The organism is Stenotrophomonas sp. C9D9 (assembly GCF_056491205.1).
Map to the genome: position 1 here is coordinate 539,832 of NZ_JBSZIF010000006.1, position 25,987 is coordinate 565,818.

At 66.8% G+C, this 25,987-nt stretch carries 27 protein-coding genes; 5 read left to right on the forward strand and 22 right to left on the reverse strand.

The window, feature by feature from the left end; all coding sequences use genetic code 11:
• Positions 1–100: 100 nt before the first annotated feature.
• From ACXI0D_RS17970 to ACXI0D_RS17985, 4 genes are all read right to left on the reverse strand, one after another.
• The gene (locus tag ACXI0D_RS17970) at positions 101–1,027 is read right to left on the reverse strand and encodes an ABC transporter six-transmembrane domain-containing protein (protein WP_119006321.1); all 927 of its coding nucleotides are present in this window, start codon (positions 1,025–1,027) and stop codon (positions 101–103) included.
• Between the two features lie 201 nt (positions 1,028–1,228).
• Positions 1,229–2,305: an ATP-binding protein gene (locus tag ACXI0D_RS17975; RefSeq protein WP_049445510.1), complete on the reverse strand. Its 1,077-nt coding sequence runs from the start codon at positions 2,303–2,305 to the stop codon at positions 1,229–1,231.
• Between the two features lie 3 nt (positions 2,306–2,308).
• Positions 2,309–3,025, reverse strand: coding sequence for a response regulator (locus tag ACXI0D_RS17980; protein WP_101766410.1), 717 nt, complete (start codon positions 3,023–3,025; stop codon positions 2,309–2,311).
• Positions 3,026–3,078: 53 nt separating this feature from the next.
• Positions 3,079–3,645 (reverse strand): hypothetical protein, encoded by a 567-nt coding sequence (locus ACXI0D_RS17985; protein WP_235434901.1) that lies wholly within the window; start codon positions 3,643–3,645, stop codon positions 3,079–3,081.
• Between the two features lie 236 nt (positions 3,646–3,881).
• On the opposite strand from ACXI0D_RS17985, the gene ACXI0D_RS17990 reads away from it, so the two are divergent.
• Positions 3,882–5,063, forward strand: coding sequence for an efflux RND transporter periplasmic adaptor subunit (locus ACXI0D_RS17990; protein WP_479642888.1), 1,182 nt, complete (start codon positions 3,882–3,884; stop codon positions 5,061–5,063).
• A gap of 2 nt (positions 5,064–5,065) precedes the next feature.
• Entirely contained in the window at positions 5,066–7,009 is a 1,944-nt protein-coding gene (locus tag ACXI0D_RS17995) for a MacB family efflux pump subunit (protein WP_479642889.1), read from the forward strand.
• A gap of 5 nt (positions 7,010–7,014) precedes the next feature.
• On the opposite strand, the gene ACXI0D_RS18000 is transcribed toward ACXI0D_RS17995, so the two are convergent.
• The 6 genes from ACXI0D_RS18000 to ACXI0D_RS18025 all read right to left on the reverse strand — a co-directional run bounded on the left by ACXI0D_RS18000 (position 7,015) and on the right by ACXI0D_RS18025 (position 13,102).
• Positions 7,015–8,175, reverse strand: coding sequence for a M23 family metallopeptidase (locus ACXI0D_RS18000; protein ID WP_479642890.1), 1,161 nt, complete (start codon positions 8,173–8,175; stop codon positions 7,015–7,017).
• 77 nt (positions 8,176–8,252) lie between these two features.
• Entirely contained in the window at positions 8,253–9,962 is a 1,710-nt protein-coding gene (locus tag ACXI0D_RS18005; protein ID WP_479642891.1) for a sensor domain-containing diguanylate cyclase, read from the reverse strand.
• A gap of 115 nt (positions 9,963–10,077) precedes the next feature.
• Positions 10,078–10,704, reverse strand: coding sequence for a DNA-3-methyladenine glycosylase (locus tag ACXI0D_RS18010; RefSeq protein ID WP_479642892.1), 627 nt, complete (start codon positions 10,702–10,704; stop codon positions 10,078–10,080).
• 72 nt (positions 10,705–10,776) lie between these two features.
• Positions 10,777–11,736 carry a cation diffusion facilitator family transporter gene (locus ACXI0D_RS18015; protein ID WP_479642893.1) on the reverse strand — a complete coding sequence of 320 codons (960 nt, stop codon included), beginning with the start codon at positions 11,734–11,736 and terminating at the stop codon, positions 10,777–10,779.
• Positions 11,737–11,805: 69 nt separating this feature from the next.
• Positions 11,806–12,375 (reverse strand): AprI/Inh family metalloprotease inhibitor, encoded by a 570-nt coding sequence (locus ACXI0D_RS18020; protein WP_479642894.1) that lies wholly within the window; start codon positions 12,373–12,375, stop codon positions 11,806–11,808.
• Between the two features lie 82 nt (positions 12,376–12,457).
• Complete coding sequence (locus ACXI0D_RS18025) at positions 12,458–13,102, reverse strand: TetR/AcrR family transcriptional regulator (protein ID WP_479642895.1); 645 nt, start codon at positions 13,100–13,102, stop codon at positions 12,458–12,460.
• Positions 13,103–13,225: 123 nt separating this feature from the next.
• Between ACXI0D_RS18025 and ACXI0D_RS18030 the strand changes: the two genes are divergently transcribed.
• Together ACXI0D_RS18030 and ACXI0D_RS18035 are read left to right on the forward strand one after the other, a co-directional pair.
• Positions 13,226–15,514, forward strand: a complete 2,289-nt coding sequence (locus ACXI0D_RS18030; RefSeq protein WP_479642896.1) for a TonB-dependent receptor — start codon at positions 13,226–13,228, stop codon at positions 15,512–15,514.
• Positions 15,515–15,531: 17 nt separating this feature from the next.
• Positions 15,532–16,428, forward strand: coding sequence for a tyrosine-protein phosphatase (locus ACXI0D_RS18035; RefSeq protein ID WP_479642897.1), 897 nt, complete (start codon positions 15,532–15,534; stop codon positions 16,426–16,428).
• 99 nt (positions 16,429–16,527) lie between these two features.
• Here the strand turns inward: ACXI0D_RS18035 and ACXI0D_RS18040 are convergent, their stop codons facing one another.
• From ACXI0D_RS18040 to ACXI0D_RS18055, 4 genes are all read right to left on the reverse strand, one after another.
• Positions 16,528–16,785, reverse strand: coding sequence for a hypothetical protein (locus ACXI0D_RS18040; protein ID WP_049445043.1), 258 nt, complete (start codon positions 16,783–16,785; stop codon positions 16,528–16,530).
• On the reverse strand, positions 16,782–18,134 hold the full coding sequence (locus ACXI0D_RS18045) for a TFIIB-type zinc ribbon-containing protein (protein WP_458220030.1): 1,353 nt from the start codon (positions 18,132–18,134) through the stop codon (positions 16,782–16,784). The genes ACXI0D_RS18040 and ACXI0D_RS18045 overlap by 4 nt, the downstream gene beginning before the upstream one ends.
• A 20-nt stretch (positions 18,135–18,154) precedes the next feature.
• Positions 18,155–19,294, reverse strand: coding sequence for an SPFH domain-containing protein (locus ACXI0D_RS18050; RefSeq protein WP_014037270.1), 1,140 nt, complete (start codon positions 19,292–19,294; stop codon positions 18,155–18,157).
• A gap of 101 nt (positions 19,295–19,395) precedes the next feature.
• Positions 19,396–20,280 carry an NAD(P)-dependent oxidoreductase gene (locus tag ACXI0D_RS18055; protein ID WP_479642898.1) on the reverse strand — a complete coding sequence of 295 codons (885 nt, stop codon included), beginning with the start codon at positions 20,278–20,280 and terminating at the stop codon, positions 19,396–19,398.
• Between the two features lie 416 nt (positions 20,281–20,696).
• On the opposite strand from ACXI0D_RS18055, the gene ACXI0D_RS18060 reads away from it, so the two are divergent.
• A complete protein-coding gene (locus tag ACXI0D_RS18060) occupies positions 20,697–22,193 on the forward strand; it encodes a helix-turn-helix domain-containing protein (protein WP_119006309.1) in 1,497 nt (498 codons plus the stop codon).
• A gap of 59 nt (positions 22,194–22,252) precedes the next feature.
• Here the strand turns inward: ACXI0D_RS18060 and ACXI0D_RS18065 are convergent, their stop codons facing one another.
• The 8 genes from ACXI0D_RS18065 to ACXI0D_RS18100 form a co-directional block, all read right to left on the reverse strand.
• Positions 22,253–22,666 carry a hypothetical protein gene (locus tag ACXI0D_RS18065; protein ID WP_259337381.1) on the reverse strand — a complete coding sequence of 138 codons (414 nt, stop codon included), beginning with the start codon at positions 22,664–22,666 and terminating at the stop codon, positions 22,253–22,255.
• A gap of 29 nt (positions 22,667–22,695) precedes the next feature.
• The gene (locus tag ACXI0D_RS18070; protein WP_479642899.1) at positions 22,696–23,775 is read right to left on the reverse strand and encodes a hypothetical protein; all 1,080 of its coding nucleotides are present in this window, start codon (positions 23,773–23,775) and stop codon (positions 22,696–22,698) included.
• A gap of 20 nt (positions 23,776–23,795) precedes the next feature.
• Positions 23,796–24,143 (reverse strand): hypothetical protein, encoded by a 348-nt coding sequence (locus tag ACXI0D_RS18075; protein WP_014037265.1) that lies wholly within the window; start codon positions 24,141–24,143, stop codon positions 23,796–23,798.
• Positions 24,144–24,190: 47 nt separating this feature from the next.
• A complete protein-coding gene (locus tag ACXI0D_RS18080) occupies positions 24,191–24,775 on the reverse strand; it encodes a RebB family R body protein (RefSeq protein WP_014037264.1) in 585 nt (194 codons plus the stop codon).
• Positions 24,772–25,008: a RebB family R body protein gene (locus ACXI0D_RS18085; protein WP_014037263.1), complete on the reverse strand. Its 237-nt coding sequence runs from the start codon at positions 25,006–25,008 to the stop codon at positions 24,772–24,774. The genes ACXI0D_RS18080 and ACXI0D_RS18085 overlap by 4 nt, the downstream gene beginning before the upstream one ends.
• 70 nt (positions 25,009–25,078) lie before the next feature.
• Positions 25,079–25,351, reverse strand: coding sequence for a RebB family R body protein (locus ACXI0D_RS18090; protein ID WP_005416651.1), 273 nt, complete (start codon positions 25,349–25,351; stop codon positions 25,079–25,081).
• A gap of 60 nt (positions 25,352–25,411) precedes the next feature.
• Positions 25,412–25,678 carry a RebB family R body protein gene (locus ACXI0D_RS18095; protein WP_006446865.1) on the reverse strand — a complete coding sequence of 89 codons (267 nt, stop codon included), beginning with the start codon at positions 25,676–25,678 and terminating at the stop codon, positions 25,412–25,414.
• Positions 25,679–25,704: 26 nt separating this feature from the next.
• The gene (locus tag ACXI0D_RS18100) at positions 25,705–25,974 is read right to left on the reverse strand and encodes a RebB family R body protein (protein WP_005416649.1); all 270 of its coding nucleotides are present in this window, start codon (positions 25,972–25,974) and stop codon (positions 25,705–25,707) included.
• Positions 25,975–25,987 lie beyond the last annotated feature (13 nt).

Sequence of the window (25,987 nt, forward strand, 5' to 3'; positions counted from 1 at the left end):
GAGGTGACCGCCAATCCTGGTTGGCACCGTTGCCCCGGTAGTCGCCAACCTTGGTTGGCGCCGTGGTGCATCGGTGCCCACCAAGGTGGGCATCTACCGATCAAGCGGCTTCCTTGTGCTCCGCATCTTCCATGCCCGGGCCGACGCGGCGGCCGATGTCCTTCAACCGCGCCAGCTGATCCACCATCGACGGTGCATCATCCAAGCTGCCGACGAACGTCCACAGGTAGGTCATCACCGCGTACACATGGCCCGGGGTCACCCCGTCGGTGGTGGCGAGACGGCCGATGGTCAGTGCGAACAGCACCGCTGCCGCTGCACCAACGACCACGAAGGCACCGGCTTCGCGATCGGAGAGCAGGATGCGCAGCCGCGACAGCGTGGTGTAGTGGCGACGCAGCACCGAGGGACTGACCCGGTCGACCAGGCGGATCTCATGCTCCAACCGATTGTTCAGGCGTCCATGCAGCTGCTCGTTGCGGCGTGCGAACGACGGCAGCAGCAACAGCGCGCCCAACAACGCGACGAGGCTTGCGGCGCCCACCAGCGGTTCGATCGCCAGCAGCATCGCCGCCGCACCGAACATCGATACCAGCGCGGTGGCGATGATCGGCACGTGCTTTTCGAAGAAGTCGACGAATTCACGGGCCAGCACAACGCGCGCGGCCGAGGTGGAGGTGGCCTGGCCCAGCCTGCGCTGCGCCTGCACCACGTTCACCGCCAGGTCGGCATAGATGCGGGTGAAGGTACGGGTATCGACCGCACGGCGGGCAGCACCGACCAGCCAGAACAGCAGGACCACACCGGCGTAGGAGATGGCGTGGCCGATGTTGCCGCGGATGATCGCGTCCACCGCGAAGCCGGCAAACAGCGGATACGCCAGCAGCAGCGCGTTCTCCAGCGCCACCAGCGAGAAGGTGCCGGTGAGCTGCCAGGGGTAGGTGTGCAGGATGGCCTTGAGGGTGGCGGCCGCATTCTGTTGGCCGATGCTCCCGGCCGCGGCCGCTGGATTGTGGGGGTGTTTCATGGGATGTCAGGGTGGGTCGGGGACAGGGCAGGGGACGGATGCCTGCCATCTCCCGGGTCGCGCCCAGTATCTGCAGCCCTTTGGAGCGGGCATGGAGGATCGATGGAGATTGCGTGGAGAAGCCGGCGGCGTTCAGCCACGCGCGTGGTGCCCACCAAGGTGGGCCGCTACCGGAGCAACGTCTTCCGCAATGCTGCGTCCTTAACGACGCGCATGCACCGGCCAGCGGATCTCGAACGAACTGCCACCCCGTTCGGTGGCCCGGCATAGCGCCGTTCCGTGATGGGCCACGGCAATCGCGCGCACCACGGCCAGGCCCAGCCCGGAGCCACCGCTCTGCCGCGAACGCGAGACATCGGTGCGCTGGAACGCTTCGAAAATGCTGTCACGCAGTTCGTCCGGCACGCCGGGGCCACCATCCTCCACAGCCACCGTGCAATGGCCCTGGCCCAGCGTGACGCGCACCCGCAGCGGACAGGGAATGGCATGGCGGCGCGCGTTCTCCAGCAGCGCCAGCACCGCCTGGCGGATGCGCGCCGGATCGCAGTCGGCCAGCGACGGACGCGCATCCAGCGTTACCGAGAACCCGCTTTCGGTCAGTGCCTCGGACATCGCTTCCACCACCGCAGCCACCTGCACGCTGACATCGCTGCGCTGCAGGCGCAGGTCCAGATGACCGCTCTCGGCCAGGCTGACCACGCGCAGGTCTTCGATGATGCGGGTCAGGCCCTCCAGCTGGGTGAGCATGCTGTTGAACTGCTCGGGCCCCGGCTCGAACACGCCTTCGGCGATGCCCTGCAGGCGGCCGCGCAGGATGGTCATCGGCGTGCGCAGTTCATGCGCGATCGCCGCGTTCCAGAACACGCGATTCTCGGACATCCGGCTGAGCCGCTCTGCCATGGAATTGAAATCGCTGACCAGGGTGGCCGCTTCGGCCATCGTGGTGTCGCCGCCGCGCGCACGCGCCTCCAGGTCGCCGCCAGCGACCCGCCGCAGGCTTTCGGCCACCGAGTTCAACGGGGTGATGATGCGCCGGGTCAGGCGCGAGGCGACCAGCGTAGCGAAGATGACGACCACCGTGGCAGTCAAGCCGATCCACAGCCATTCCAGCCCGGATGGCATGATCGTTTCCGGCTCGTCATACCAGCGCGGGTAGAACACCTCCATCAGGTAGTAGAACAGGTAGAAACCGCTGATCGACAGCACCGTCGAACACAGCGAGGCCACCGTGATGGACAGCGTAATCTGGCGGCCGATGCTCTTGCCTTTGGGATTCATCATTCAGTCCAGGAAACGGTAGCCGACGCCGCGGATGGTGGCGGGAATGCCGATCACGCCCACCTCTTCAAGCTTGCGCCGTAGTTTGCTGACATGGCTGTCGACGGTACGTTCCTGCGCATCGCCTTCGGGCAGGCAGGCGTGCAGCAGGTCCACCCGCGCATGTACCTGCCGCGGCGCGCGTGCCATGTGCACCAGCAGCCGGAACTCGGTGAGGGTGAAGTTCAGCGCGTGCACCTGCTCGCCGTTGCGCACCGTTACCTCGTGGCTGCGCAGGTCGATCTCGAACGGGCCCTGGCGGATCAGCCCATTGGGTTCTTCGACCACGGTGCGGGAACTCCGGCGCAGCACGGCCTGGATGCGGGCGACGATCTCGGCCGGATTGAACGGCTTCGCCACGTAGTCGTCGGCGCCGACGCGCAGGCCGGTCAGCTTGTCCACGTCCTGGTCGAGAGCGGTGAGCATGATCACCGGGGTGTTGCCGCGCCGCCGCAGTTCGCTCAGCACCTGCCAGCCATCCAGCTTGGGCATCTGCACATCCAGCAGCACCAGGTCCGGGCGCAGTTGGCGGTGGCTGGCGAGCGCTGCCTCGCCGTCGGCGGCGCGTGCGCTGCGCAGGCCGGAACGGGCCAGGTAGGCACCGAGGATGTCGGCGATTTCGCCTTCATCTTCGGCAATCAGCACCAAGGGGGGCTGTCGGGTACGGAGATCGTGTTTCATTGCGTGCTGCGGGTTCGAGGCCAGGGCGGGCAGGGGCGGGGTCAGGGGCAGGGTCATCGTCGGTATTCCATTTCCTGCGCCTCTTCATTGGCAGCCCAGGCCAGGGTGGCCAGCACCAGCGTGCGCTGCAGGCTGGGTTCCAGCGCACCCGCGCCGCGCAGCTGCTGCAGCATCAGGGTGGACGCCGCCGTCGGCAGCTTGCTCCAGCGCGAGGCCATGGGAGTGGCGTTCACCCGGGCCTGCAGCCGCGAGGCCATGCCCACGAGGGTGCGCAGGCGCACTGCCAGCAGGATGGCGACCACGGCGGTGGCAAGGGCAAGCAGCAGATGCAGGGTGACGTTGGCCGCCGGGTGCGTTGTCGCCCAGACCGCCAGGCCGATCAGCGCCAGCGCTGCGAGGGATCCGGCGCGGCGGGTGCGGCCGGGCCCATCACTGCGGAACCCCACCAGCGCGGCGGCCCCGAAGCCCGCCAGCAATGGCAGTACCGGATGCGGCGCGACCCACATCCATGTGCTGGTCGATGCCAGCACCAGTGCGATCAACCACGGCGAAGGCGCACACCACGCCAGGTAGGCATGGCGTACATCGATGGGTGGCAGGTCTGGGTAGGAAGGGGACACGGCAGGCTGGCAGTCGGCGAGGCCGACGAGGCTAGCGACCGTTGATGGAGACTCGGTCGAGATTGTGTCGAGATTGCGTGGATGCGGGCTGCCACGTTCAGGCGCGAGGCTGATGCCTGAACGGCCGCGGCGCCTCCATGCAATCTCCACGGTGGCTCCAAGAAACGTCCATCCGTGGCTTCCAGACTGCGGCTTCGGCGGTCGCACTGGGCGACTGCACGCAACCGGGCGTTTCGATGAGCAACCGCAGGACCTGGATCATTGCCGCCACCGTGGCCTCGCTGGCCGCCGGCGCTGGATGGTGGGCGTTTGCCGGCAGTGATGATGCCGCGCTGATCACCGCACCTGCAAGGGTGGCGGATCTGGAGAAGACCGTACAGGCGGTCGGCCGGGTCCATCCGAAGGAACTGGTGGCGGTGGGTGCGCAGGTGTCCGGCCAGGTCAAGCGCCTGCATGTAGTGCTGGGCCAGCGCGTGCAGGCCGGCGATCTGATCGCCGAGGTCGATTCGCAACCGCAGCGTATCGCGCTGCGCAGCGCCGAGGCGGCCACCAACACGCTGCGTGCCCAGCATGCCGCCAGCGAGGCCCGCTATGCGCAGGCCAGTCGTGCTTACCAGCGCCAGTCGCAGCTGGTGGCATCGCGCCTGGTGTCTCAGGAAGGCTTCGAAGCCGCGCGCGTGGCACGCGATGCGGCGCGTTCGGAGGTGGCCGCGCTGCAGGCGCAGATCGACCAGGCGGTGACCCAGGTCGAAACCGCACGAATCAACCTGGGCTATACCCGCATCGTGTCGCCCAGCGATGGCTACATCGTGGCCATCGTCACCAAGGCCGGGCAGACGCTGAACTCGATGCAGACCACGCCAACCATCGTGATGCTGGCACAGATGGACACGATGACCGTGCGTGCCGAGATCGCCGAGGCCGATGTCGAGCTGGTAGCGCCGGGACAGGCGCTGTGGTTCTCGACATTGGGGCCGAGCGGCCGTCGCTATGAATCCCATCTGCAGCAGCTGGAGCCTGCGCCATCCTCGATTGCCGACGTCGCCTCCGGCAATGCGGGCGGCTCGGCGCAGACGCCGAAGGCGGTGTACTACGCCGGCCTGTTCGATGTGGCCAATCCCGGCCTGAAGCTGAAGCCTTCGATGACGGTGAAAGTGACCCTGCAGCTGGCGCGGGTCGCCAACGCGCTGCAGGTGCCTTTGACGGCGCTGGCCGAGTCGGATGACAAGGTCGGCAACCGCGGTACCGTGCGCGTGCTCGATGCCAAGGGCCGCCCCCAGGAGCGTGCGGTGACGACCGGCCTGCGCACCGCCACCGCCGTGCAGATCCTGTCCGGCCTGCGTGAGGGTGAGAACGTGGTGGTCGGCCAGGCACCCAGCGGCGCTGAGCCGGAAGCCGCCAACCTGTTGGGGATGTGAGCATGGCCGACGCACTGCTGGAACTGCATGGCGTATCGCGCGCCTATCGATCGGCCGCCGGTGAGGTGGTGGTGCTGAAGGACGTTTCGCTGCGCATCGATGCCGGCGAGTTCATCGCCATCATTGGTCCCTCGGGCTCGGGCAAGTCCACGCTGATGAACATCCTTGGCTGTCTGGACCGGCCGACCGAGGGCAGCTATCGGGTGAACGGCGAGGCCACCGAGCAGATGGCGCCCGACGCGCTGGCACGCCTGCGCCGCGAGCATTTCGGTTTCATCTTCCAGCGCTACAACCTGATGGAGAACCTGAGTGCCACCGAGAACGTGGCGCTGCCGGCAGTCTATGCCGGCGTGGAGGCGGACGTGCGCAACGCCCGTGCACGTACGCTGCTGGAAATGCTGGGCCTGGGCGAACGCACGGCGAACCGCCCGAGCCAGCTGTCCGGTGGCCAGCAGCAGCGCGTGTCCATCGCGCGTTCGCTGATGAACGGAGGTGCGATCGTGCTGGCCGATGAACCGACCGGCGCGCTGGACCACGCCAGTGGTCAGCAGGTGATGGCCGAGCTGAAGCGCCTGCATGCGCAGGGCCACACGGTGATCCTGGTAACGCATGATGCGGCGATCGCCGCCAACGCGGCGCGGGTGATCGAGATCGCCGACGGCCGGGTGGTGGCCGACCGCGGCGACCGGGGCCCGCGTGCTGCGGCTGAAACACCCGAGCCCGAACGCGGCGGTTCGCCGGTCACCGAGCGCCGCGCACGCATCGATGCAGTCCGCGAAGCCGCGCGCATGGCCGTGCGCTCGATGCTGGCCCATCGCCTGCGCACACTGCTGACCATGCTCGGCATCATCATCGGTGTCGCGGCGGTGGTGACCGTGGTTGCGCTGGGCAAGGGCGCGCAGGCGCAGGTTGAATCACAGATCAACGAACTGGGCGCCAGCACGCTGGAGATCTTCCCGGGCGCCGATTTCGGTGACCCGCGTTCGGCGGAGATCGAGACCCTGGTGGTGGGCGACGCGGACCATCTTGCGGCGTTGAGTTACGTGGACAGCGTCAGCCCGAACCTGAGCGGATCGGTGGCGGCGCTGCAGGGCAACCGGCGTGCCAATGCCCAGGTGCTGGGCGTAGGGGCCGACATGCCGCGTGTGCGCGGGCTACGGCTGAAGGCCGGCCGCTTCTTCACCGATGCCGAAGTCGATGCGCACCGCGCGGTGGGCGTGGTCGACCAGAAGGCCGCCAAAGCGCTGTTCAGTGGCAGCCCGATCGGCAGCACGGTGCTGCTGGGCGGCATGCCGGTGGAAGTGATCGGTGTGGTCGGGGCCAATGCGTTCGCGGGCGGTGCAACCTCCACGGTCTACGTGCCGTATACCTCGGCGGCCTCGCGGCTGCTGGGCAGCCAGCGCCTGGAGAGCATTACCGTGCGCGTACGCGACAACGTACCCACCAATGCCGCCGAGGCCTCGCTGGGCACCGAGCTGGAGCGCCTGCATGGCCGCCGCGATTTCTTCATCTACAACGCCGACCAGATCCGCAAGGCGGTGATGAAGTCCAGCCAGACCATGGCCGCGCTGGTTTCGGCCATCGCAGCAGTTGCGCTGGTGGTCGGCGGGGTGGGGGTGATGAACATCATGCTGGTCTCGGTGAAGGAGCGCGTGCGCGAGATCGGCGTGCGGCTGGCGGTGGGCGCGCGGCAGGGCGACATCCTGCGCCAGTTCCTGATCGAGGCCGTACTGATCTGCCTGTTCGGTGGCGTGCTGGGCGTGCTGTTCGCATTCGGGGTGGGTGCACTGTCCAGCCTGCTGTCGCTGGGTGTGCCGTTCCTGTTCACCGCGGGCCCGGTGCTGGCCGCACTGGCGTGCTCTTCGGCCATCGGGCTGGGCTTTGGCTACTTCCCGGCACGCAGCGCGGCGCAGCTGGATCCGATCCAGGCGCTTGCGGCGGAATGAACGTGTCAGCGTGGCGGGAAGGCGATGACGATGTCGTTCAGCGGCAATTGGTTGCCGCGCGGCACGAGCACGCCGGGTTTCCAGGCCTCCCCTTGGCCGAACAGCTGCGCCTCGCTTTCAGGCCCGAAATCGTCGAAGGCCTGGAAGACGTACGGAATGCCCTCGGATCCTTCAAATGTGGCCTTGTTGGAGAGCTGGAAGTGCAGGTGGGGCGCGGCGGAGTTGCCCGACTGGCCGAGCTGGGCCAACGCCTGTCCGCGCTGGACCCGTTGCCCGGGCGCTACCTTGATGCTGCCGGTGCGCAGATGGGCGTAGCTGGCAAAGACGCCTGGCGAAATTTCCAGAACAACGTAGTTGCCGAACAGGCCATCCGCTGTCAGTGAGACGGGTTCCGGCTGCGCGGTCAGCGGCGGGTGTTCGGGTTGCCCATCACGGACCGCGCGCACGAGGCCGTCGGCGACGGCCAGCACGGGCGCCGCATAACCCACCCAGTCCGAATGGCGGGTGTGCTGCAGATCGCGGGTCGTTGGGCGCACGGCACGCCCACGGTCGTCGACGCCGACCAGATCGAGCGCGAAGCGCTGCGGAATGGTCAGATCACCATTCACCGCCACCAGGCTGCCCCAGTGGTGCGACTGCGCCGCGCCAGGCCCTTCGTGGGCGAGCCATCGGCCGCCGTGCAGGGGCGGACCGAGCGCCATCACCGGCGCCGCGTTGATCGCAACCCGGGCGCCATCCAGTTCCACGCTGCCGTGCTGCCCGGTGCCCAGCAGCATGCGGTGGCGAAGGACGTGCGGCACGTTATCGGTGGCCGGCAGTGACAGCCACAGGAACACCACCATGCGCTTTCCCGCTGCAATGGAGATGGCGTCATCCCCTGAAGGCGACGGCCGTACCCAGTGGCGCAGGGCAGGGGCATCCAGGCTCAGCAGCGGCGTCTCGGCATCGTCGCCGAACACCTGCAGCGATTGCGGCTGCAGCGCCCCGGTGTCGCCGTAGTAGTTGGTGATGTGCAGCTCGTAGGCCAGATGGCGCAGGCCGTCGCTGCCAACGAAGGGAGTCGGTGCGAAGGGCACCCGTGCTTCGACCGGCGCTGGCGCGGGTGCTGACAGCGTGAGGGAAGGAAGCACCAACAGCAGCAGAGCCAGGCAGACGCTGCGGGTCATGCGTGTTCCCCCAAGGCCGACGGTGGCCGCTGCCGAGCATAGCGCTACGCCGGGGCGCCGGTACACCGCCGGGCGTATCAGGGCTGCCGACGAGGATGCTGGCGCACGCGTGCGCGCTCGCGATACAGGCGGCTGTCGGCACGCTGCAGGGTATCGGCCACCGATTCGCCCGGGGTGTGGTGGGTCGAGCCGAGCGAGAACGGCGTGGGCGACTGCCCCGCCTGCTGAACATACCACTGCTCCAGTGCGGCCAGCCGTCCTGGTTCCGGCGCGGTCAGCACCACCATGAATTCGTCGCCGCCCATGCGCACCACGTTCTCCGCCGCACCCAGCGGGGCACGCAGGAAGGCGGCGAACTCGACCAGTACCGTGTCACCCCGCGCATGGCCCTGGGTGTCGTTGATCTGCTTGAAATGATCCAGATCGAACATCAGGCAGGCCCAGGGCTGGTCGATCAGTTCGTCCAGGCGTGGCAGGAAGCGGCGGTTGTAGCTTTGGGTGAGCGGGTCCTTGAACGACATCTCGCGCAGTTGCTGTTCCTGCATCCGCAGCGCCGTCACGTCCTGCGCATGGCCCAGCACATAGGGGGGATGGGCCTCGCTGTCGAGCACGTTGTGATAGGCCCAGAAATGGCGGGTGCCATCGGCGGCGATCAGCTCGATGACGCCGGCATCGGTGTGGTTGACTGCGATGCGATCAAGATAGGCCTTGAAGGCGGCCCGTTTCTCCGGCGGCATCAGGTCGCACAGGCTGCGCCCGATCATGTAGCTCTCATCGAAGCCCAGTGACTGCACGGTCGCCGGGTTCACCGAGGTCAGCACGCCATCCAGCGTATGCGTGCAGATCAGGCCAAGGCTGTAGTGGAACAGCCGCCGGTAGCGGGTTTCGCTGGCCTCCAGGGCATCCAGCGCGGCACGCTCCTCGGTGATGTCCTGGATGGCGCCGACCAGCCGCGGCCGACCATCGACCTGCTGCCGGCCTCCAACCACGCGGGTCCAGATGGCGCGGCCATCGGCGGTGGTCATCGGCAACTGCACCTCCCACGACGTGCCTTCATCGATGCAGCGCTGCACCGCCGTGCGGATGATGTTGCGGCTGTCCTCGCGATAGAACGACAGCGCGGTGTCGAGCGTCGGTTCGAAATTGCTGCGCACGCCGTGGATCTGCTTGGTCTCGCGGGTCCAGCGCACTTCGTTGCTGGCCAGGTCCATTTCCCAGCCGCCGACCCGCGCCGCACGGTTGGTGCGTTCCAGGAAGTCCTCGCTGCGCTTCAGTTCACGATGGAGGGCTTTGGCCTGGCCGACCTGCGCCATCAGCGTGCTGCGCTGCTCCAGTACCTGGGTGGTGACCCGCGCCAGATGCACCATCAGTTCGCGCTGCGAGGGAGACAGCACGCCCGGCATCGGGTCGAGCAGGCACAGCGTTCCTATGCGCGCGCCGTGCGCCGAGCCCAGCGAGATGCCCGCGTAGTGGCGGATGCGCGGGCCGCCGGTGACCAGTGGATTGGTGGCGAAACGCGGGTCCTGGCGCGCGTCCGGGATCTCGAACAGCGCGTCCTGCTGGATGGCATGCGTGCAGAACGAAATCTCGCGTGCAGTTTCGCTGACGCCTTCCAGCCCGATGTTGGCCTTGAACCACTGCCGCTCGTCGGCCACCACCGAGATCAGCCCCATGGTCATGCCGGTGGCAGCGCGGGCGGCGGCGACGATCGCATCAAAAACGGGCTCTGGCGGTGTGTCGAGCAGATGCAGGCGGTCGAGTTCAAGCAGTCGTTCGGCTTCGTCCATGGCGCTTTTCAGGGCAGGGTGGCGAGGGCGGCTTCGGCGGCTGTCGGGCACTACGCTAGTGCGTACCGCGTTATGTATCGCCACGACGGGGTGACGCCGACGTGACGCATCCCGGTCAGGGTTTGCGGGGCACGCGCGAAGGGCGTACCGAAACGTGACGGTGGTCGCGAACATGCCAGCGCCAGGGAAAGTCCACCGCACGGGTGATGCCGATACGGGGCCCGACCACCGGATCCCTGGGGGGAGGCAGGCCATCGCTGGCAATGGCGATGCCGTGGCTGCCGGTCACCAGGTCTGCGCCATCGAAGCTGCGGTCCAGCCCGAAGGCCTGGGAGAGCTTGCCGGGGCCGCTGGCCAGATCATGGTCACGTCGGGCCGCCGGGCGCAGTGCGCGCATTCGTTCCAGCCCCGCCAATGGTTCGGCGGCGCGCAGCAGGACGGCCACGCCTTCGCCGATTTCGCCGCAGACCACGTTGCTGCCCCAGTGCATGCCGTAGGTGAAGTACACATACAGATGGCCGGCCTCACCGAACATGCTGGCGGTGCGTGGCGTCTGCCCGCGATAGGAGTGCGCGGCCGGATCGATGCTGCCGGCATAGGCCTCGACCTCGACGATGCGCGCCGCGCGACCATCGTCGCGCACCAGCAGCTTGTTGAGCAGCTCCGGCGCAACGTCGGTAGAAGGGCGCTGGTAGAAGCGACGCGGAAGAATCTGCAGTGAAGGGGGCAACCAGTCCGGCACGGTAGTGGCAGGCTCGGGTGAAAGACCGTGGCACTGTGGCATCGCTCAGGTGAAACGGGCGCAGACGCTGCATCATTCCGGCGCAGGCGGCGCGGCCAATGCAGCGCGGCGGGCGGCATAGACCTCGGGTGTCTGTGGTTTGATGAACAGTGCGACCAGTTCCGGATACTGCCGCTTCACCGCCGTTTCGATGCGGGTGATGCAGGCCTCAATCTGCGGGGTCTGCCGATCGTCCTCGAACTCGGCGCTGAGCATGGCCACGACCTGTTCCGGCCCCATCTGCATGGTGGTCACGCCGTTCGCGCGACGCAGGTCCGGATCGGTTTCGGCCACCGCCATGATCCGCTCGGCCACCGCGGGGTGGGCAGGCTCTCCGACCAGCAGGCCCTTGGTCTCACGCGCCAGAAGGAAGGCCGTTGCGGCCAGCACGCCGGCGATGCACAGTGACGCAACGCCATCAAGCACCGGCATTTCCAGCAACTGGGCGGCCAGCAGCCCGATCAGCGCGAAGCCCAGGCCCAGAAGGGCGGCACTGTCCTCCAGCAACACGGTGAAGGTGGACGGGTCCTTGCTGCGGCGGAAGGCTTCGAAGTAGCCGAGTTTGCCCTTGGTACGCCGGAATTCCCGCAGCGCCACCCACCAGGAAGCGCCCTCGAACAGGATGGAAATACCCAGCACGCCGTAGCTCAACGCGTGGTTGCTGGCCGGCTCCGGCCGGCGGATATGCTGGATGCCCTCGTAGGCCGAGACGCCGGCGCCCGCGGCGAACACCAGCAGGGCGACGATGAAGCTCCAGAAGTACAGCTCGCGGCCATAGCCGAAGGGATGTACCGGGTCAGGGGCCTTGCCTGCACGACGCAGGCCGTACAGCAGCAGTACCTCATTGAGAGTGTCGACCAGTGAATGCACGCCCTCGCTGAGCATGGCCGAGCTGCCGGAGATGCCGGCTGCGATGAATTTGGCCACGGCGATGGCCAGATTGCCCGCAAGGGCTGCATAGATGACGAGGCGGGAGCCGGTGGGGGCGGACATTTCGGCGGCGGGGTGAGGCGGACGCCTGATCTTCCCGATCAGCGCGTGCCCACTGCGTGCACGGTGCGATCAGCGCCCCTCGAAATTGAGATACAAGCGCGCGCCATCCGATTCACGGTACCCCGTCCAGCGTCCACCTCCCGAGGCACGGAAGCGCCCGAATACGGTGTTGCTGGTATCGGTAAGCAGCAGCTGGTTGCCCGACAGCACCCAGCGGTTGGCCGAGAAGAAGCCGTCCGGGCAGCCGGCAGGCACGTAGGCACTGTAACCGCCGAACCACGCCATGTTCTTCAGTTCGATGGTGCAGGTGCTGCCGTTCTCCTGGCCCAGTGTCCAGCTGCCGAACAGATCGCTGTCGCGTACATCGCGGTCATCGCGCCAGTCGTGGTTGTTGTCACGGAAGCCGAAGCCCACGTCGATACCTTTGCTTTCGCTGCGCGACTCGGATTGCGAGCTGCCACTGGTGGTGGTCTGCGTGGTCATCGAGCCATTGTTCTGGGTCTCGGTGCTGCTCGATTGGGTGGTCTGGTCGGTACGGATGGTCTGTTGGCCGAAGCCGAACGAGGCGTCCTGGGCGCGGGCGGGCAGGGCCAGGCAGCACAGCGCGAGCAGGCAGGTACGAGCGAGCACGGCGGCCATTGCAGCATCCTCGGCAGGTTGGATCGCGCGAGTATCGAACCGGTAGGGCGGGAGGCGGTGTGATGGCGCGCCTCAACGCCCCTCAATCGGCCATCACCCGCCCAATGGCATCGGCCAGCAGGGCGCGTACCCGTTCCGGCGGCAGGTCCGGGTCGCGTACCGCACGCATCGCCAGGCCTTCCACCAGCAGCCGCAGCAGCAGGGTCCGGCCGGCAATCTGCTCTTCGTCCACGATCCGGCCCTGATCGACATCGCGCTGGCGCAGCCAGGCATGGATGGCTGAGCTGGTCTGCTTGTCATGGGTACGCAGCACCCCGGCCAGCACCGGGTCGCGATGCGCCTCGGCATTGATCTCCGCATACAGCGCCACGCTGGCGATGGCATTGCCATGGATCGGCAGCACCTCGCCGCGTGCCCATTGCTGGTAGCACTCCAGCAGCCCGTCCACCAGGTCCGATGCTGCCGGCATCTCGCTGATCGAGGCCTGGTCATGGCGCAGCTGGCGCTCGATCAGGGCCAGGATCAGGGCGCGCTTGTTGGCGAAATAGCGGTACATCAGCCCCTGGCTGATCTCGGCCTCTGCAGCGATATCGCCGATGGAGCCGGCATGGAAACCGCGGGTGATGAAGCACTTCTGGGCGGCATCGAGGATGCGCCGGCGCTGGGCTTCGGCATGGGCGGCGGCGGGGGCATCAGCGGGTGCGGCTACGGCGGTTTTCGGCGTCATTGCGTCAGGTCGGGGCGTCCAGAGGCGGGATAGTACGTCACAAAAGGTGTGAATGAACGGTCATTCATTTGTAATTCCCGCCTCCCAGACTGCGCCGGCCTTCTCCTTCCGCGAATGAGTCCGATGCGCCACGCACTGTTGCACCGCCCGCTGCAAACCCTCGCCATTGCCGCCGCTCTGCCGGCGCTGGCCCATGCCGAAGACACGCCCAGCGCCGACGCTGCCACTTCCGCCGATGCCGCGCGCAGCGTGGTCGCCCTCGACCAGGTGATGGTGACTGCGCAGAAACGCGCCACCAACCTGCAGGAGACCCCGATCTCGGTATCGGTGGTCGATGCCGAAGCGCTGAAGGACCGCAGCGCGATTTCGCTGGGCAGCCTGTCCGATGGCTCCATCCCATCGCTGCGGGTCACGCCATTCGCTACCCGCAGTTCGGCGCTGAACATCGGCATCCGCGGCATCGGCGCTTCCGGCGACGCCAACCAGCCGGCCCGCGATGCCGGCGTCGGCATCTACGTCGATGGGGTGTTCATGGGCCGCGCACAGGGCCTGGGCAACATGCTCTACGACGTGGAGCGCATCGAAGTGTTGAAGGGCCCGCAGGGTACGCTGTTCGGCCGCAATACAGAAGGCGGCGCGGTGAGCATCGTGACCAAGGCGCCCACTGGTGAATTTGGCGGCAGCGTCAGCGCCGGCGTGTCCAATTTCAGCGGCTACAACAGTGCGCTGCACCTGGACCTGCCCAAGGTGGGCGATGTCAGCTTCAAGATCGACGCCGTGCAGGCCAAGCGCGGTGGCACCACCGACAACCCGATGCGTGGTGAGCGCGACTTCAACAGCTACGACAAGCGTGGTGCACGCCTGAGTGCGCTGTGGCAGCCGAGCGATGATTTCTCGCTGTTGTACGCGTTCGACCGTTCCTACGACGCCACTACGCCGTACCACACCCAGGTGCTGGTGCCGGGCGCCTACCTCAGCCCGCTGCAGAAGGCGGGTGCCAGCCTGGACCGCCGCGACAGCGCCATCCTCGGTGGACCGCAGGAAGACAACATCGGCCGCACCAGTGGCCATCTGTTGAACCTGTCGTGGACGCTGAATGACAACCTGGAGCTGAAGTCGATCAGTTCCTACCGCGAACTGACTCAAGGCCAGTTCGACATGGGCCTGGTCGATGCGATTTCGGCCTATGGTGGCGCCGGCACGCCGTTCGGGCGTTACAGCCTGGCGCAGGTCTACCAGCACCAGTACAGCCAGGAGTTCCAGCTGATCGGCAACACCTCGCAGGTGCAGTTCCTCGGCGGCGCGTTCTACTACCACGAAACCGCCGGTGACAATGCGCAGACCCCGAACATGCTGGTGTGGGGGCCGGGTAGCAACAGCTACACGGTGAACCCGGCAACCAATCCGCTGGATCTTTCCCGCGTGCGCATCGATCGCGCCAGCAAGGCATGGACCGACAGCCTGGGCGTGTTCGGCCAGGCCACCTGGACGCCGGAAGCACTGCAGCGCCTGCACCTGACTGCCGGCGGCCGCTACACCCGCGATGACAAGAAGGGCAGCCTGTACATCGTCAACGGCGCGGCGACGAATCTCGCCTTCAAGGACCGCTGGAGCCGCTTCGACCCGATGGTCAACATCGCCTACGACCTCGGCGAGCACGCAATGGTCTATGCCAGATACAGCACCGGCTTCAAGGCCGGCGGTGCCAATTCGCGTTCGACCAACTACACCGCGTTCGGTCCGGAAGAAGTGACCGCCTATGAGCTGGGCGTCAAATCGCAGTTCTGGGACAACCGTGCGCGCCTGAACCTGGCCGTGTTCGATTCGACCATCGCGCACAAGCAGATGGATTTCTCGCTGCCGTTCGATCCGAACAGCGGCGAAACCCGCACCACGATGGTCACCACCAATGCGCTGAGCGATGGCAAGTCGCGCGGCGCGGAGCTGGAGTTCAATGTGATGCCGATCGACAACCTCACGCTCGGCCTCAACTACGCTTACACGAAGATCGATGCGCAGACCGCGACCGACCCGTTCGGCGCTGGGGTGCAGGTGACCGTGCAGCCGCTGCTGGCCCCGAAGAACGCGGGCAGCCTGTCGGTCGACTATCTGGTGCCATTCGCCAACTTCTCGGCGCTGAAATTCCATGTGGACGGCAACTGGTCTGATGGCTACTACACCAGCGAGTACGACCAGATGCTGACTGACAGCTCGTACGTGGTGAATGCACGGGTGGCGCTGGTGGATGTTCCGGTCAACAGCACCGGCACCACCATGTCGTTCTCGCTGTGGGCACGCAACCTGCTGGATGAGCAGCACCTGTTCTACAAGCTCAACAGCCCGGCGTTGGGCCAGACCGGCATCTTCAACGATCCGCGTACCTTCGGCCTGGATGTGGCCGTCAACTTCTGATTCGAACGGAGAACCTCATGAAGCACCGCTCTACCGAACTTGCCCTGGCCCTGATGCTCAGCCTGCCGCTGGCAGTGACCGCCGTTGCGGCCGATGCACCGCAGGCCGTCGCCGCGAAGCCGACGGCCGTAGCCAACGTGACGCCGGTGGCTGCCGATGCGCAGCGGGTGATCCCGCTGCAGGGGGCCTGGAACGTGCGTACCTTCGCAGGCCTGCAGGGCCGCCACGGTCCGATTCCGGCCGATGCGTTCGTGCGCACAGCCGACCTCGGCCGCCTCACCGATGCCGACCGTGATGCCCTGGCCGCTGCAGGCGTGAAGCTGGACATCGACCTGCGCACCGCCGATGAGGAAGCACAGTCGCCGGACCTGCTGGCCAGGGATGATCGCTTCGACTACCAGCGCATCTCGCTGATGGGCACCGAGAAGATGGACCTGCAGAAGATGATGAGCAGCTTCCCCGATTCGCTGGGCGAAGCCTACGTGCAGTGGCTGGGCCACAGCCAGCCGCAGTTCAAGCAAGTGTTCCAGCGCATCGCCGCGCAGCAGGATGGCGCCGTGCTGTTCCATTGCACGGCCGGCAAGGACCGCACCGGCATCATCGCCGGCCTGCTGCTGGACCTGGCGGGCGTGCCGAAGGCCGAGATCGTGCATAACTACGCGATCTCCGCGCATTACCTGGAAGGGCAGCCGAAGGACAGCGCGATGAACGCGCAGATCATGGCGCTGATCAAGCAGAACCCCGAGATCGCCCGCAAAGTGGCTGGCATGTCCGGTACCGCACCGGACAACATGGAACAGTTCCTGGCGGCGCTGCACAGCCAGTACGGTGGTGCGGAAGGGTACCTGAAGTCGATCGGGGTCAGCGAGCAGGAGATCCAGCAGCTGAAGGTGCGGCTGGGGCAGGCGGGCTGAGGGTAGTGCCGGCCGCTGGCCGGCTTCCCTTTGACGTCCAGAGACCGAGGGAATGCCGGCCAGCGGCCGGCACTACCCGCAGCCAGGCATGGCCTGGCACTACTGGTCGGGCTTCACCCGCACCACCCGTTTCCGGTACTCGTACACATTGTCACCGCGGATACGCTTCTCCTCGGTGCCGGTAACCCGGCCCACCTGCTGGTCCGAGCCGGTGACTGGCTTGGCCTCGATCTCGGTCTCGTGCTCGAAGGAATGCGATTTGTCGGTGTTGCGGTAATAGCGGTACAGCGCCCAGTACAGCGCGGTTGCGCCGGCTGGGCCTGCCGCCAACAGCCAGAGGCCACTGTCGTCACTCATGTCGATGCCACCAGGAAGGCAATTGCGAGGGCTTCAATGACGGTGCCGGTGGCCAGTGCCGCCAGCAGCATCTTCCATTGCTGCACGGGCACGCTGCCCATGGTTTCGCCGGTACGGCCGTTTACCGCGATGTAGTGCAGCATGCCGCCGTTCCTGCCGGGCTGGTGGTACGAATACAACCACACCGGCAGGTACATCGACACCCAGCGGGTGCCATGCACCTCCAGCTGTTCCTGTTCCCAGCGCACGCCACGGTTGTAGCGCTTCACCGAACCTTCCACCTGCGAGCGGGCGATCGACAGCAGCTGGTCTTCCAGCCGCGGCCGCAGCTTCTCCACGTCCAGGTTGCGCTTCTCAGAGGTGAAGCCGGCCAGGTACGAGGCGTTCCACTTCACCGCGTTCTTGGTATCGAACGGCAGGATGGTGTTGATGATGTTGTTGGTGTTGGCGCGGGTATCCAGGTTGCCGCGCTCTGCCGAGGATTCCAGCGGCAGGTCATCGACGGTGAAATCCACCTGGCGTTCGATCTGGTAGACATCGGCGTCGTACAGGGTGCGCTTGTTCTTCTCGCTGCCGACGGTGTACTCGCGCGTCTTGATCTCGCCCTTGCCGGCCACGGCCGCGCTGACATTACTGTCGACGATCATGTAGGGCAGGAACACGCCCACCACGTTTTCCGGGGTGAACTGGTCCTTGAACGCTTTCAGCGCGAACATGCGGCGCTTGTCGACGAACTGGCGGATGCGCGCGACCGCATCGTCCTTCCTGATATGGAAGGGCAGCACCGCATCGGGCACCGCGCCGTTGGCGATCTGCTCGTTGACGCCGAATACATGGCGGCACCAGTGGCAGCGCGCCGTCATCGTACTCTCGGTGTTGACCGTGACTTCGGCGCCGCAGCCGGTGCACTTGAACGTCATCAGTGCCGAGGTGTCGGCGTCGATGTCGCGTGCGCCGGAGGCGATGACCGTGCCACGCAGCTGGTCGATGGCCTCACCCAGCCCGAATTCCTCCTCCACGCGTGCGCCATGCCATTCGTGACGGCAATACAGGCAGACCAGGATGTCGGTACCGGCCTTGGGCCGGATGTCGGTGGCGCCGCACTTCGGGCAGCGGTTGAGGCCGTCCTTCAGCTCGCTGGCCGACGTATCGATGGCCACAGGATCGGGCGCTTCCACTTCATCACGGATGGCCTGCGGCAGTTTCGAGGTATCCAGCGGGAAGCTGCCGGGCAGGGGAGGGACGTCCTGCGGCGAACCGGGCCCATCCAACGACGCCGCCGGCAAGGGCGGCGGCGTCGCGGGCGCGGATCCGGGCAGCGGCGGTGGGCCGTTTCGGGGATCGGACATGTTCGTTGTGCGTCCTGCTGTTACAGGCCCAGTGCCTTGGCTTTCAGGGCGTCATAGTCGCCCTGGGTGATCAGGCCCAGGTCCAGCATTTCCTTGGCCTTCTTCAGCTTGGCCACCGGGTCATCCGCGGCCGGGGTGACCGGCTGCTGCATGCCACCCACACCGAACATGCCAGAGGCCATGCCGACGCCGACCAGGCCAGCCGCTCCGCCGTTCTCGCCGGCCGACTGGATGCCCTGGGCGACACTGGCCTGCAGGTTGGAATTGCCGCGCGAACCCGACAGCGCATCGGCGCGCTGCACGGTCTTCAGCAGTTCGCGGGTATTGGCGTCGTACTCGATCGAGACGATGGCGGTCTTGACGATGGCCAGGCCACGGTCCGACTTCCACTGGTAACCCTGTTCGACGGCGGCCGACAGGCTCTGCGCGAAGCCCAGCGAGTCCTGCTGCAGCTTGGTGATGCGGTTGCCCTTGCCCGGGTCGTTCGTATACAGGCTGAAGGCCGGGGCCAGCGAACCGACCACTTCATTGAACAGCTGGCTGGCGGCGGCGTTGTCCAGGTCGGTGAAGTCGAACACCTGGCCAGGACGCAGATAGCTGGCCGGCACGAAGTTCTTCACGAACAGGATCGGGTCGACGATCTTCAGCGTGTACGAACCACGCGTGACCGCACCCACCTGGGTGTTGAGGAAGCCGTCGTCCCAGTAGATTTCCGACTGGGTACCGAAGCGGTTGTCCGGCAGCTCCTTCAGCGAGACGAAGTAGGCCGCCTGCTGCGAGCCCGGTTGGCCGCCGAACTTGAAGCGCTCCCAGCTCTGCTTGATGAAGGTGCTGACCAGGCCGTCACCGGCGAAGATCGACTGCGAGTTCAGATCGTCCGAGCGCCACTCGTAGCCACCCGGTTCGGCGACGAATGCGGTGATCGCGCCGTCCTGGAACAGCAGCAGGCCGTAGCCCTCCGGCACGATGATCTTCGAGCCGTTGGTGATGATGTTGGACGAGCCGCTGGTGTTGGAGCCGCGGCCGGCGTTGGTGCCCTGCGGCACCGCCGCGAACAGGGCCGCCGTCGAGGGCAGGCCTGTCGGCACGGTGTAGAAGTCCTTCCACTGGTCGGCCAGCACACCACCGACCGCACCCTTCACCGCCTGTACCAGACCCATGTCCAACTCCCTGTGATTCGAGGGCAGGCACCATGCCTGCCGAGCTGGACTGAATATAGCAGCGGGCAGGGACCACTGTGGTGCCGGAAGATGAATCCGGATCAGGCCCCGCCGGTGGCCGGCGGGCAGCCCCGGATCGCCTGCAGTACAGCCGCCATGTCCAGCCCGCCCAGCCCCATCTGCTGCGCCCGCGCGAACAGTGCATCGCTGGCCTCGATCAGGGGGGCGTGCATGCCCGCCTCCCGCGCGGCATCGGCTACCAGGCCGCTGTTCTTCAGGACATCGGTGATCGAGGCCTGGACGGCGAAGTCCTCGCCGATCATCTTGTCGAGCTTGATCCGCGATACCTCGCTGGCCATCGGCCCGGCGTTGAGCACTTCGGCGAAGCGCGCCAGGGAAATGCCGTGGATCTCAGCGAAGTGCACGGCCTCGCCCAGTGCGGTGACCAGCGTGATCAGGTACAGGTTGACCGCCAGTTTCATGCGCAACGCCGCTGGCACCTGGCCGCACGCAATGCATTGCCGGCCCAGCGGCGCAAGCAGGGGCGAGGCCTCCGCAACGTCGGCATCCTCGCCGGCCAGCATGATGACCAGTTGCGCCGATTCCGCCTGCACCCGCGAGCCGGAGACCGGTGCCTCCACGTAACGTCCACCCGCCACGCGGATCTGTTCGCCCAGCGCCTGCGAATACGCCGCCGAGCTGGTGCCCATGTTGATCACCAGGCGGCCGTGAACGCGGGCAGGGAAGGTCGCCGTGTTCCGCCCCAGCACGCTGTCGATGGCCTCGTCGTTGGCCAGCATGAGAACGAGGGTGCGGCATGCAGAGAACACATCCTGCAGTTGCGTGACGGGCTGTACGCCGGCGATGCGTGCCGCTTCGTGGTTGCGACCGGAGCGGGACCAGCCCAGCACGGTGTGCCCGGCCCGCGCGAGGTGGCCCGCCATCGGCGTGCCCATCACGCCCAGGCCGATGAATCCCAATGGCATGGCAGGTTCCCGATCATGGCAAGGCGCCCATCATGCCGCAGATCGGCGAAGGGCAGGTTGCGCGCAGCAGATGCAGTTCACCACGCCCTGCGCTGCATCGCAGGGAAAGATAATCCCGGATATTCACGTGATTATCATCACGATTTTCATGAAACTCGCTTTCGATAATCCCGGAGGCGAATGCGCGTGTCTGCGCGCGGGGAACCGGGATCCGTCCGACGTCCGCATCGTCGACCTACCGACGGCAACCCCCTGGGGGCATGGGGGCGGACAGTGTGCACGTTCACCTGCGTGTGCTGTGGCTGGCGCGAGGCGCGGCGGAGGCGTCGCAGCATCACGCAGTGAAGCCGCACGGTACCCATTGCGCGATCGCCCGCTGCAACGGCAGCGGGTTGCCATTCGAAAGGGGAGTTTCAATGCACAGGCAAGTCAGTGAGATGTTGCAGCGCGCCTATCGACCCCACCGGTCCTTGCCCGACCTGTTGGGCGCGTTCGTGAAGGAGTTTTCGCAACACCATGCAGTGCGAGGCGGCCGCGTCCATCTGCGCGGTTCCGGTGCAGGCCATCCGGACGGGACCCCGGTGGCGGACGCGGACCAAGGAACCGGCGCCAGCCAGCGTCTGCCGATCCGCTATGCCGGTGAAGTGCTGGGCGAGCTGCAGCTGGAAACGCAGGCGGGGCGGCTGGACAGCAGTGCGCTGGCACTGGGTGAAGCATTCGCGCATCGCTGCGCGCACCTGATCAAGCGATACGAAGCACAGGCGTGGGCCGAGCAGGCGCTGAGCCGGCCGTTGCTGCTGGTGGGTACCTGCGATGCGCTGAAGCGGCTGGAGGAATTCATCGAGCGCGCTGCCGCCAGTTCACTGCCGGTGCTGCTGCGCGGCGAGTTCGGTACCGAGAAGATGGAACTGGCCGCCGCACTGCACAGCGGCAGTCCGCTGCGGCGGGGGCCCTTCATCGAGGTGAACTGCGCCCATCCCCAGGAGGAACCCTCGGACTGGTTCCGTCACGCGCGTGGCGGCACCCTGTACTTCCACGAAGTCGACGAGTTGCCGGTGGCGCTGCAGGGGCAGCTCTCGCATTGCATCCGTGGCCTGCAGCCTGCATCGGGCGAAGCGGGTGCGGCACAGGCCATCCGGGTGATCGCGTCCACCAGCGCCGATCTGGAGCAGCGCGTGCGCGACCGGTTGTTCTCGCGGGCGCTGCTGGCTGGCCTCGAGTTCCTGACAGTGGATGTTCCGCCGCTGCGCGAGCGAACCGAGGACATCGGCGCACTGGTTGCGCGCTCGCTGCAGATGCACGGCTTCAATCCGCAGGTAATCAGCGAGGACGTACTGCAGACGCTGCGCAGCCATGATTGGCCGGGCAACCTCCTGGAGATGGAGCGTGTGGTGGTTCGCCTGGCAGTGATGACCGGCGGCCGGAGCATCCGCCGTGAGGATGTGCTGCGGCATGCCCCCGGGTTGATGGCCGCCGATGATTCCTTCTACGCTGACGAAGGGGCCGAGGCCGGCATGGACACGCTGGAAACGCACGACGCCGGGCGCGATGTCACCACTGCGGCGGCGGCAGTGGCACATGAAGGCCTGCATGACGGCCTGAAACGCGCCCTGGCCTATCTGAAGGACCATGCTGCGGAGCCGCTCACCCTGGGCGACCTCGCTCGCCAGGCCCATGTGAGCCAGTCGCACCTCGGCTTCCTGTTCCGCAGCGAGCTGGGCACGACCTTCAAGCTGCTGCTGCAGCAACTGCGCATCGAGCATGCCAAGCGGCTGCTGCGCGATGGGCAACGCCTGCGCATTACCGATGTCGCACTGCAGGTTGGCTTCGGTGACCTGAGCCACTTCGAAAAGAGCTTCCGGCGTGCGGTGGGGGTCAGCCCGCGCAGCTACCGGCGAACGGCGGACCAGTAAAAAAATCGCCCCGGTGCAGGCGCGGGCCTGCCCGGGGCGTTGGGGTGGCAGGCCAGGCGTTAGCGCGCGTTGGCTTCAGCAGCGCGCTGGACGGCCAGTTCGGCGGCTTCGTCCGCACGGCGGGCAGCCTGGTTGGCGGCCTCGACCGCGCGTTGCGAAACCTCCATCGCGGCGCAGATGCCCTTTTCACTGGCGGCCATGGCGGCGTCCGCGAGTTCCTGGGCGATCTCCATCGGGGTTTTTCCCGCCGGATAGGCGGGGGTGGGCATGCCGGGAAGCGGGGTCGGGAAGGTCATCGTCGGTGCTCCTGCTGGGGATGAGGGGGGAACACCGTCGTCACGTTCCCCCAGGATATGGCGCAATGCCGCCTGGGCATCGGCCAGGATCTTCTGCGCCTGTTGCCGGGCCGCCAGGCGTCCGGCAGCAACGGCCGCGCCGGCTGCCGAGGCGAGCGCCTCCGTTGCTGCCTGCACGCCATCGCTTCCCGGCGCTGGAGGCGGGTTCACACCGTACCCGCCTGGTAGCCCACCTGCGCTTCATCGCCCAGGTAGTGACGGGAGCGGCGGTAGTCCTGCAGGGTGATCACATTGTCCTCCACCTGTATCAGCGCCTGCCCTCTGGAGCCATCGACCGCGAACTGCACGCTGGCACCATCCTGCCCGAGCTGGCCACGGGAGACCGGGTGTTCGTTGAGGAATTCCTGCGCATCGCGCAGCTGCCACTGCGCGGCTTCGCGCAGGCCGTGGTCATCCCGCAGCAGGTCGGGGCTGTTGTCGAAGCACAATGCCATCTGCTGGGCGGCCAGTGAGATGCGTGCATAACCGATCTGCCGACTCGCGGCCAGGCTTGCGGCAATCGCCTCGCGCACCTGCTCCGGCGACGGCAGCTGTGGCAGCTGCGGCCCGTCCAGGAAGTCGAACAGCATAGGCAGCAGCTGTTGCAACGCGCGGGTGGCACGACTCATTCGTTGCTCGCTGCTTCCGCCTCCTGCGCTCACGTGCTGGTAGAAACGGAAATAGTCGGCGAACTCGATGGGCCGGCGCGCGTGCAGCAGCGCGAAGCGGGCGGCGTCGGCCAGATCATCGCGCCCTGCGCTGGACATTCCCACCTCACCGGCCAGGTGGTGGAGCGCCACCGATTCACGGAAATCCAGCTGCTGCAGCAGGGGCGCATCGGCTGCGCCGATCGAGGCCAGGAAGGGCCGGAACGCACCGAGTTCGGTATTGGTCAGCAGCCGGTGCCTTGCCAGTACGCCCTGTGCCTCGCTGTGCGACAGGCGTGTCTCTTCGTCAAACTCCATGTGGCGCAAAGCACTGAGATCGCTGCTACCGAGGCTGAGCAGCTTGATCGGGCCGATCTGCAGGCCGATGCGCGGCAACCAGGTCATGCGTGAACCATGCAGGCCCTGCTGCACACCATCAAGCATCGCGCCCTCGTCGGCGAAGGCGTAACGGTGCTCATGTGATTCCATGGCCCACTTCAGCCAGTGCTCGCCGCCGTCGATGAACTGAAGGACATGCCTGCAGGATTGACTGATCAGGTTGGCCTGGGGGATGGAACGACCGGCAATGAAAACGCTCATGCGTGGCTCTCCTGGCGGCCTCACTGGGCCGGAAAATCCTTGAGGACGGTCGCAGCGGCACTGCCGACCCGGGTGAAGTCGTCGGTGGCCCCCTGCATCATGGTCTGCGCCTGCGTGAGCACCCTCGCATACTTTTCGTCCCCCGTCGCCAGGTACTGGGCCATGGCCACGCCGGCTGCGGTGGTCGCGATGGTTGAGACATTGCGCAGGGCGTCGGCGGCATCCTGCACGGCGATCGCCGCAGACTGGGCCACCGACTGGTAGGCCTTGCCGGCGCCACTGGTCTTCACCACGGTCGCGGACATGGTGGCCGTCTGCACCTGGTTGATCACATCGATGACCTGGGCGTTGACGTTGCTCGGGTCCATACGGGCTCCTTGATGGGCGGGCGGGGCCGCAGGCGGCCTGCGCGGTGTCAGGCCCCGGCGTCAGGGTCGTCTGCCGGGGAAGGGGAGGCGGAGTCTGGCGCGGGATCCTGGGCGGGACCTGCGGCCGGATCCGGACCGGGCGTGGGGTCGGGCGCAGGACCGGGCGCGGGCGCTGCCGCATTGCCTGCGAGCGTTTCGAGCGCATGCAGGCTGCTGGTAGCGGCCGCAGCGTCGGCAGTGGCACCGTGGGTCTGTGCCTGCAGGACGCTGATGGCGGTCTTTCCTTCTGCGGTGGCCGCGGCGATCACTGCCGCAGGCGAAGGCGGCGCCGGCACCGGGCCGGGCAGGGGGATGACCTGCGGCGGTGGCGGCGGAGGGGGTTCCGGCGCGGGCGGCGGCACCGGCCAGGGGGCATTGATCATCTTCGCGCAGGTGGCGGTCACCGCTGCGTTGCTGACCATGCCCGCACCCTGCTGGCGCGCGACGGCGTTGTGCATGGCCGTGCCCAGCGTCTCCAGCATCACCATGTCCAGCATGCTGAAGGACTGCGCCGGCCCCTGGGCCACCAGCAGGGTCGATGCAGCACTGACGCTGTCGACGATCTGGCTGTTGACGGTGTTCTCACTGCTCATGACGGAACGGCTCCCTTCTGGATGATCAGGGCCAGGACCTGGGCCAGGCTTGCGCCGGCGGTCACCTGGCCGCGTTGCTGGTTGGCCACCGCGTTCTGCATGGCCAGGCCTAGGCTGTCGGCCATCGCCAGGTAGGTGGCGGACATCGCGAACGAGGGGGCGAGGGCGATCGCCAGCCCGGAACCGGTACTGGTTGCAGCCAGCAGGTAGCCGGTGGCGGGCGATGCGGCCATCGATCAGGGGCCCGACGTGACGCCGCCCTGAGCGGGGGCGCGGTGGTTGGCGTCACGCCGGGCCGACACGTCAGCGCAGGCCCAGGATTTCGCGGGTGGCCACGCCGTTGGAGGCGGTGTCGATCGCATACAGCGTGGACACCCCCTGGGTGGTCGACGCCTGCATGGTCACGTAGGACTGCTGCTGGTTGTTGGTGGCGTTGTGCGCGGCGTTGGACAGCGCCTGGCTGGTGGCCACGAACAGGTTGCCCATTGCGATGGCCGGCGCATCACCAAGCACCTTGGTGTTGACCTGCGAGACCGAATCGGTGATCTGGCTGTTGACGGCGGTGGGAAATGCCATGGTGGAAGCTCCTAGGATGGACAGCACTACAGGATCGGAGATTGCCGGCACTCAATGGATTCAGCCGAGAATCTTCCGGGTGGCGGCGCCGGTGGCGCCGGTATCGACGGCGTAGAGCAGCGCAACGCCCATCGTGGTCGCGGCCTGGGCCGTGACATACATCTGCTGCTGGGCGAGCGTCGCGTTGTGGGCGGCATTGGCCAGCGCCTGCGCGGTGGCCTGGTACAGCGTGCCCATTGCCGTGGCAGGCGCCACGCCCAGCACCTGCAGGTTGGCCTGGCTGACCGAGTCGGTGATCTGGTCGTTGACGGCCGTGGGAAATGCCATGGCTCAGCTCCTTGCCTGCCGGCGCATCACGCGCCGAGGATCTGCTTGGTGGCCACGCCGGTGGTGGCGGTGTCGATCGAGTACAGCGTGGCCACGCCCATGGTGGTGGCCGCCTGCGCCGTCACATAGGACTGCTGCTGTGCATTGGTGGCGTTGTGGGCGGCGTTGGCCAGCGCCTGTGCAGTGGCCTGGTACAGATTGCCCATGGCCACGGCGGGCGCGTCGCCCAGCACCTTGGTGTTGGCCTGGGTGACTGAATCGGTGATCTGGTCGTTTACAGCGGTCGGGAATGCCATATCGATCTCCTTG

Excerpts from the sequence above, each read along its gene's own strand:
- ACXI0D_RS18005 (WP_479642891.1), bottom strand. The coding sequence starts at position 9,962 with ATGGACGAAGCCGAACGACTGCTTGAACTCGACCGCCTGCATCTGCTC.
- ACXI0D_RS18035 (WP_479642897.1), top strand. The coding sequence starts at position 15,532 with ATGAAGCACCGCTCTACCGAACTTGCCCTGGCCCTGATGCTCAGCCTG.
- ACXI0D_RS18085 (WP_014037263.1), bottom strand. The coding sequence starts at position 25,008 with ATGGCCGCATCGCCCGCCACCGGCTACCTGCTGGCTGCAACCAGTACC.
- ACXI0D_RS17990 (WP_479642888.1), top strand. The coding sequence starts at position 3,882 with ATGAGCAACCGCAGGACCTGGATCATTGCCGCCACCGTGGCCTCGCTG.
- ACXI0D_RS18080 (WP_014037264.1), bottom strand. The coding sequence starts at position 24,775 with ATGAGCAGTGAGAACACCGTCAACAGCCAGATCGTCGACAGCGTCAGT.
- ACXI0D_RS18045 (WP_458220030.1), bottom strand. The coding sequence starts at position 18,134 with ATGTCCGATCCCCGAAACGGCCCACCGCCGCTGCCCGGATCCGCGCCC.
- ACXI0D_RS18060 (WP_119006309.1), top strand. The coding sequence starts at position 20,697 with ATGCACAGGCAAGTCAGTGAGATGTTGCAGCGCGCCTATCGACCCCAC.
- ACXI0D_RS18095 (WP_006446865.1), bottom strand. The coding sequence starts at position 25,678 with ATGGCATTTCCCACGGCCGTCAACGACCAGATCACCGACTCGGTCAGC.
- ACXI0D_RS17970 (WP_119006321.1), bottom strand. The coding sequence starts at position 1,027 with ATGAAACACCCCCACAATCCAGCGGCCGCGGCCGGGAGCATCGGCCAA.
- ACXI0D_RS18030 (WP_479642896.1), top strand. The coding sequence starts at position 13,226 with ATGCGCCACGCACTGTTGCACCGCCCGCTGCAAACCCTCGCCATTGCC.
- ACXI0D_RS18020 (WP_479642894.1), bottom strand. The coding sequence starts at position 12,375 with ATGGCCGCCGTGCTCGCTCGTACCTGCCTGCTCGCGCTGTGCTGCCTG.
- ACXI0D_RS17995 (WP_479642889.1), top strand. The coding sequence starts at position 5,066 with ATGGCCGACGCACTGCTGGAACTGCATGGCGTATCGCGCGCCTATCGA.
- ACXI0D_RS18075 (WP_014037265.1), bottom strand. The coding sequence starts at position 24,143 with ATGGACCCGAGCAACGTCAACGCCCAGGTCATCGATGTGATCAACCAG.
- ACXI0D_RS18000 (WP_479642890.1), bottom strand. The coding sequence starts at position 8,175 with ATGACCCGCAGCGTCTGCCTGGCTCTGCTGCTGTTGGTGCTTCCTTCC.
- ACXI0D_RS18100 (WP_005416649.1), bottom strand. The coding sequence starts at position 25,974 with ATGGCATTCCCGACCGCTGTAAACGACCAGATCACCGATTCAGTCACC.
- ACXI0D_RS18025 (WP_479642895.1), bottom strand. The coding sequence starts at position 13,102 with ATGACGCCGAAAACCGCCGTAGCCGCACCCGCTGATGCCCCCGCCGCC.
- ACXI0D_RS18040 (WP_049445043.1), bottom strand. The coding sequence starts at position 16,785 with ATGAGTGACGACAGTGGCCTCTGGCTGTTGGCGGCAGGCCCAGCCGGC.
- ACXI0D_RS17980 (WP_101766410.1), bottom strand. The coding sequence starts at position 3,025 with ATGAAACACGATCTCCGTACCCGACAGCCCCCCTTGGTGCTGATTGCC.
- ACXI0D_RS18090 (WP_005416651.1), bottom strand. The coding sequence starts at position 25,351 with ATGGCATTTCCCACCGCCGTCAACAGCCAGATCACCGATTCGGTCTCG.
- ACXI0D_RS18015 (WP_479642893.1), bottom strand. The coding sequence starts at position 11,736 with ATGTCCGCCCCCACCGGCTCCCGCCTCGTCATCTATGCAGCCCTTGCG.
- ACXI0D_RS18055 (WP_479642898.1), bottom strand. The coding sequence starts at position 20,280 with ATGCCATTGGGATTCATCGGCCTGGGCGTGATGGGCACGCCGATGGCG.
- ACXI0D_RS18050 (WP_014037270.1), bottom strand. The coding sequence starts at position 19,294 with ATGGGTCTGGTACAGGCGGTGAAGGGTGCGGTCGGTGGTGTGCTGGCC.
- ACXI0D_RS18070 (WP_479642899.1), bottom strand. The coding sequence starts at position 23,775 with ATGAGCGTTTTCATTGCCGGTCGTTCCATCCCCCAGGCCAACCTGATC.
- ACXI0D_RS17975 (WP_049445510.1), bottom strand. The coding sequence starts at position 2,305 with ATGAATCCCAAAGGCAAGAGCATCGGCCGCCAGATTACGCTGTCCATC.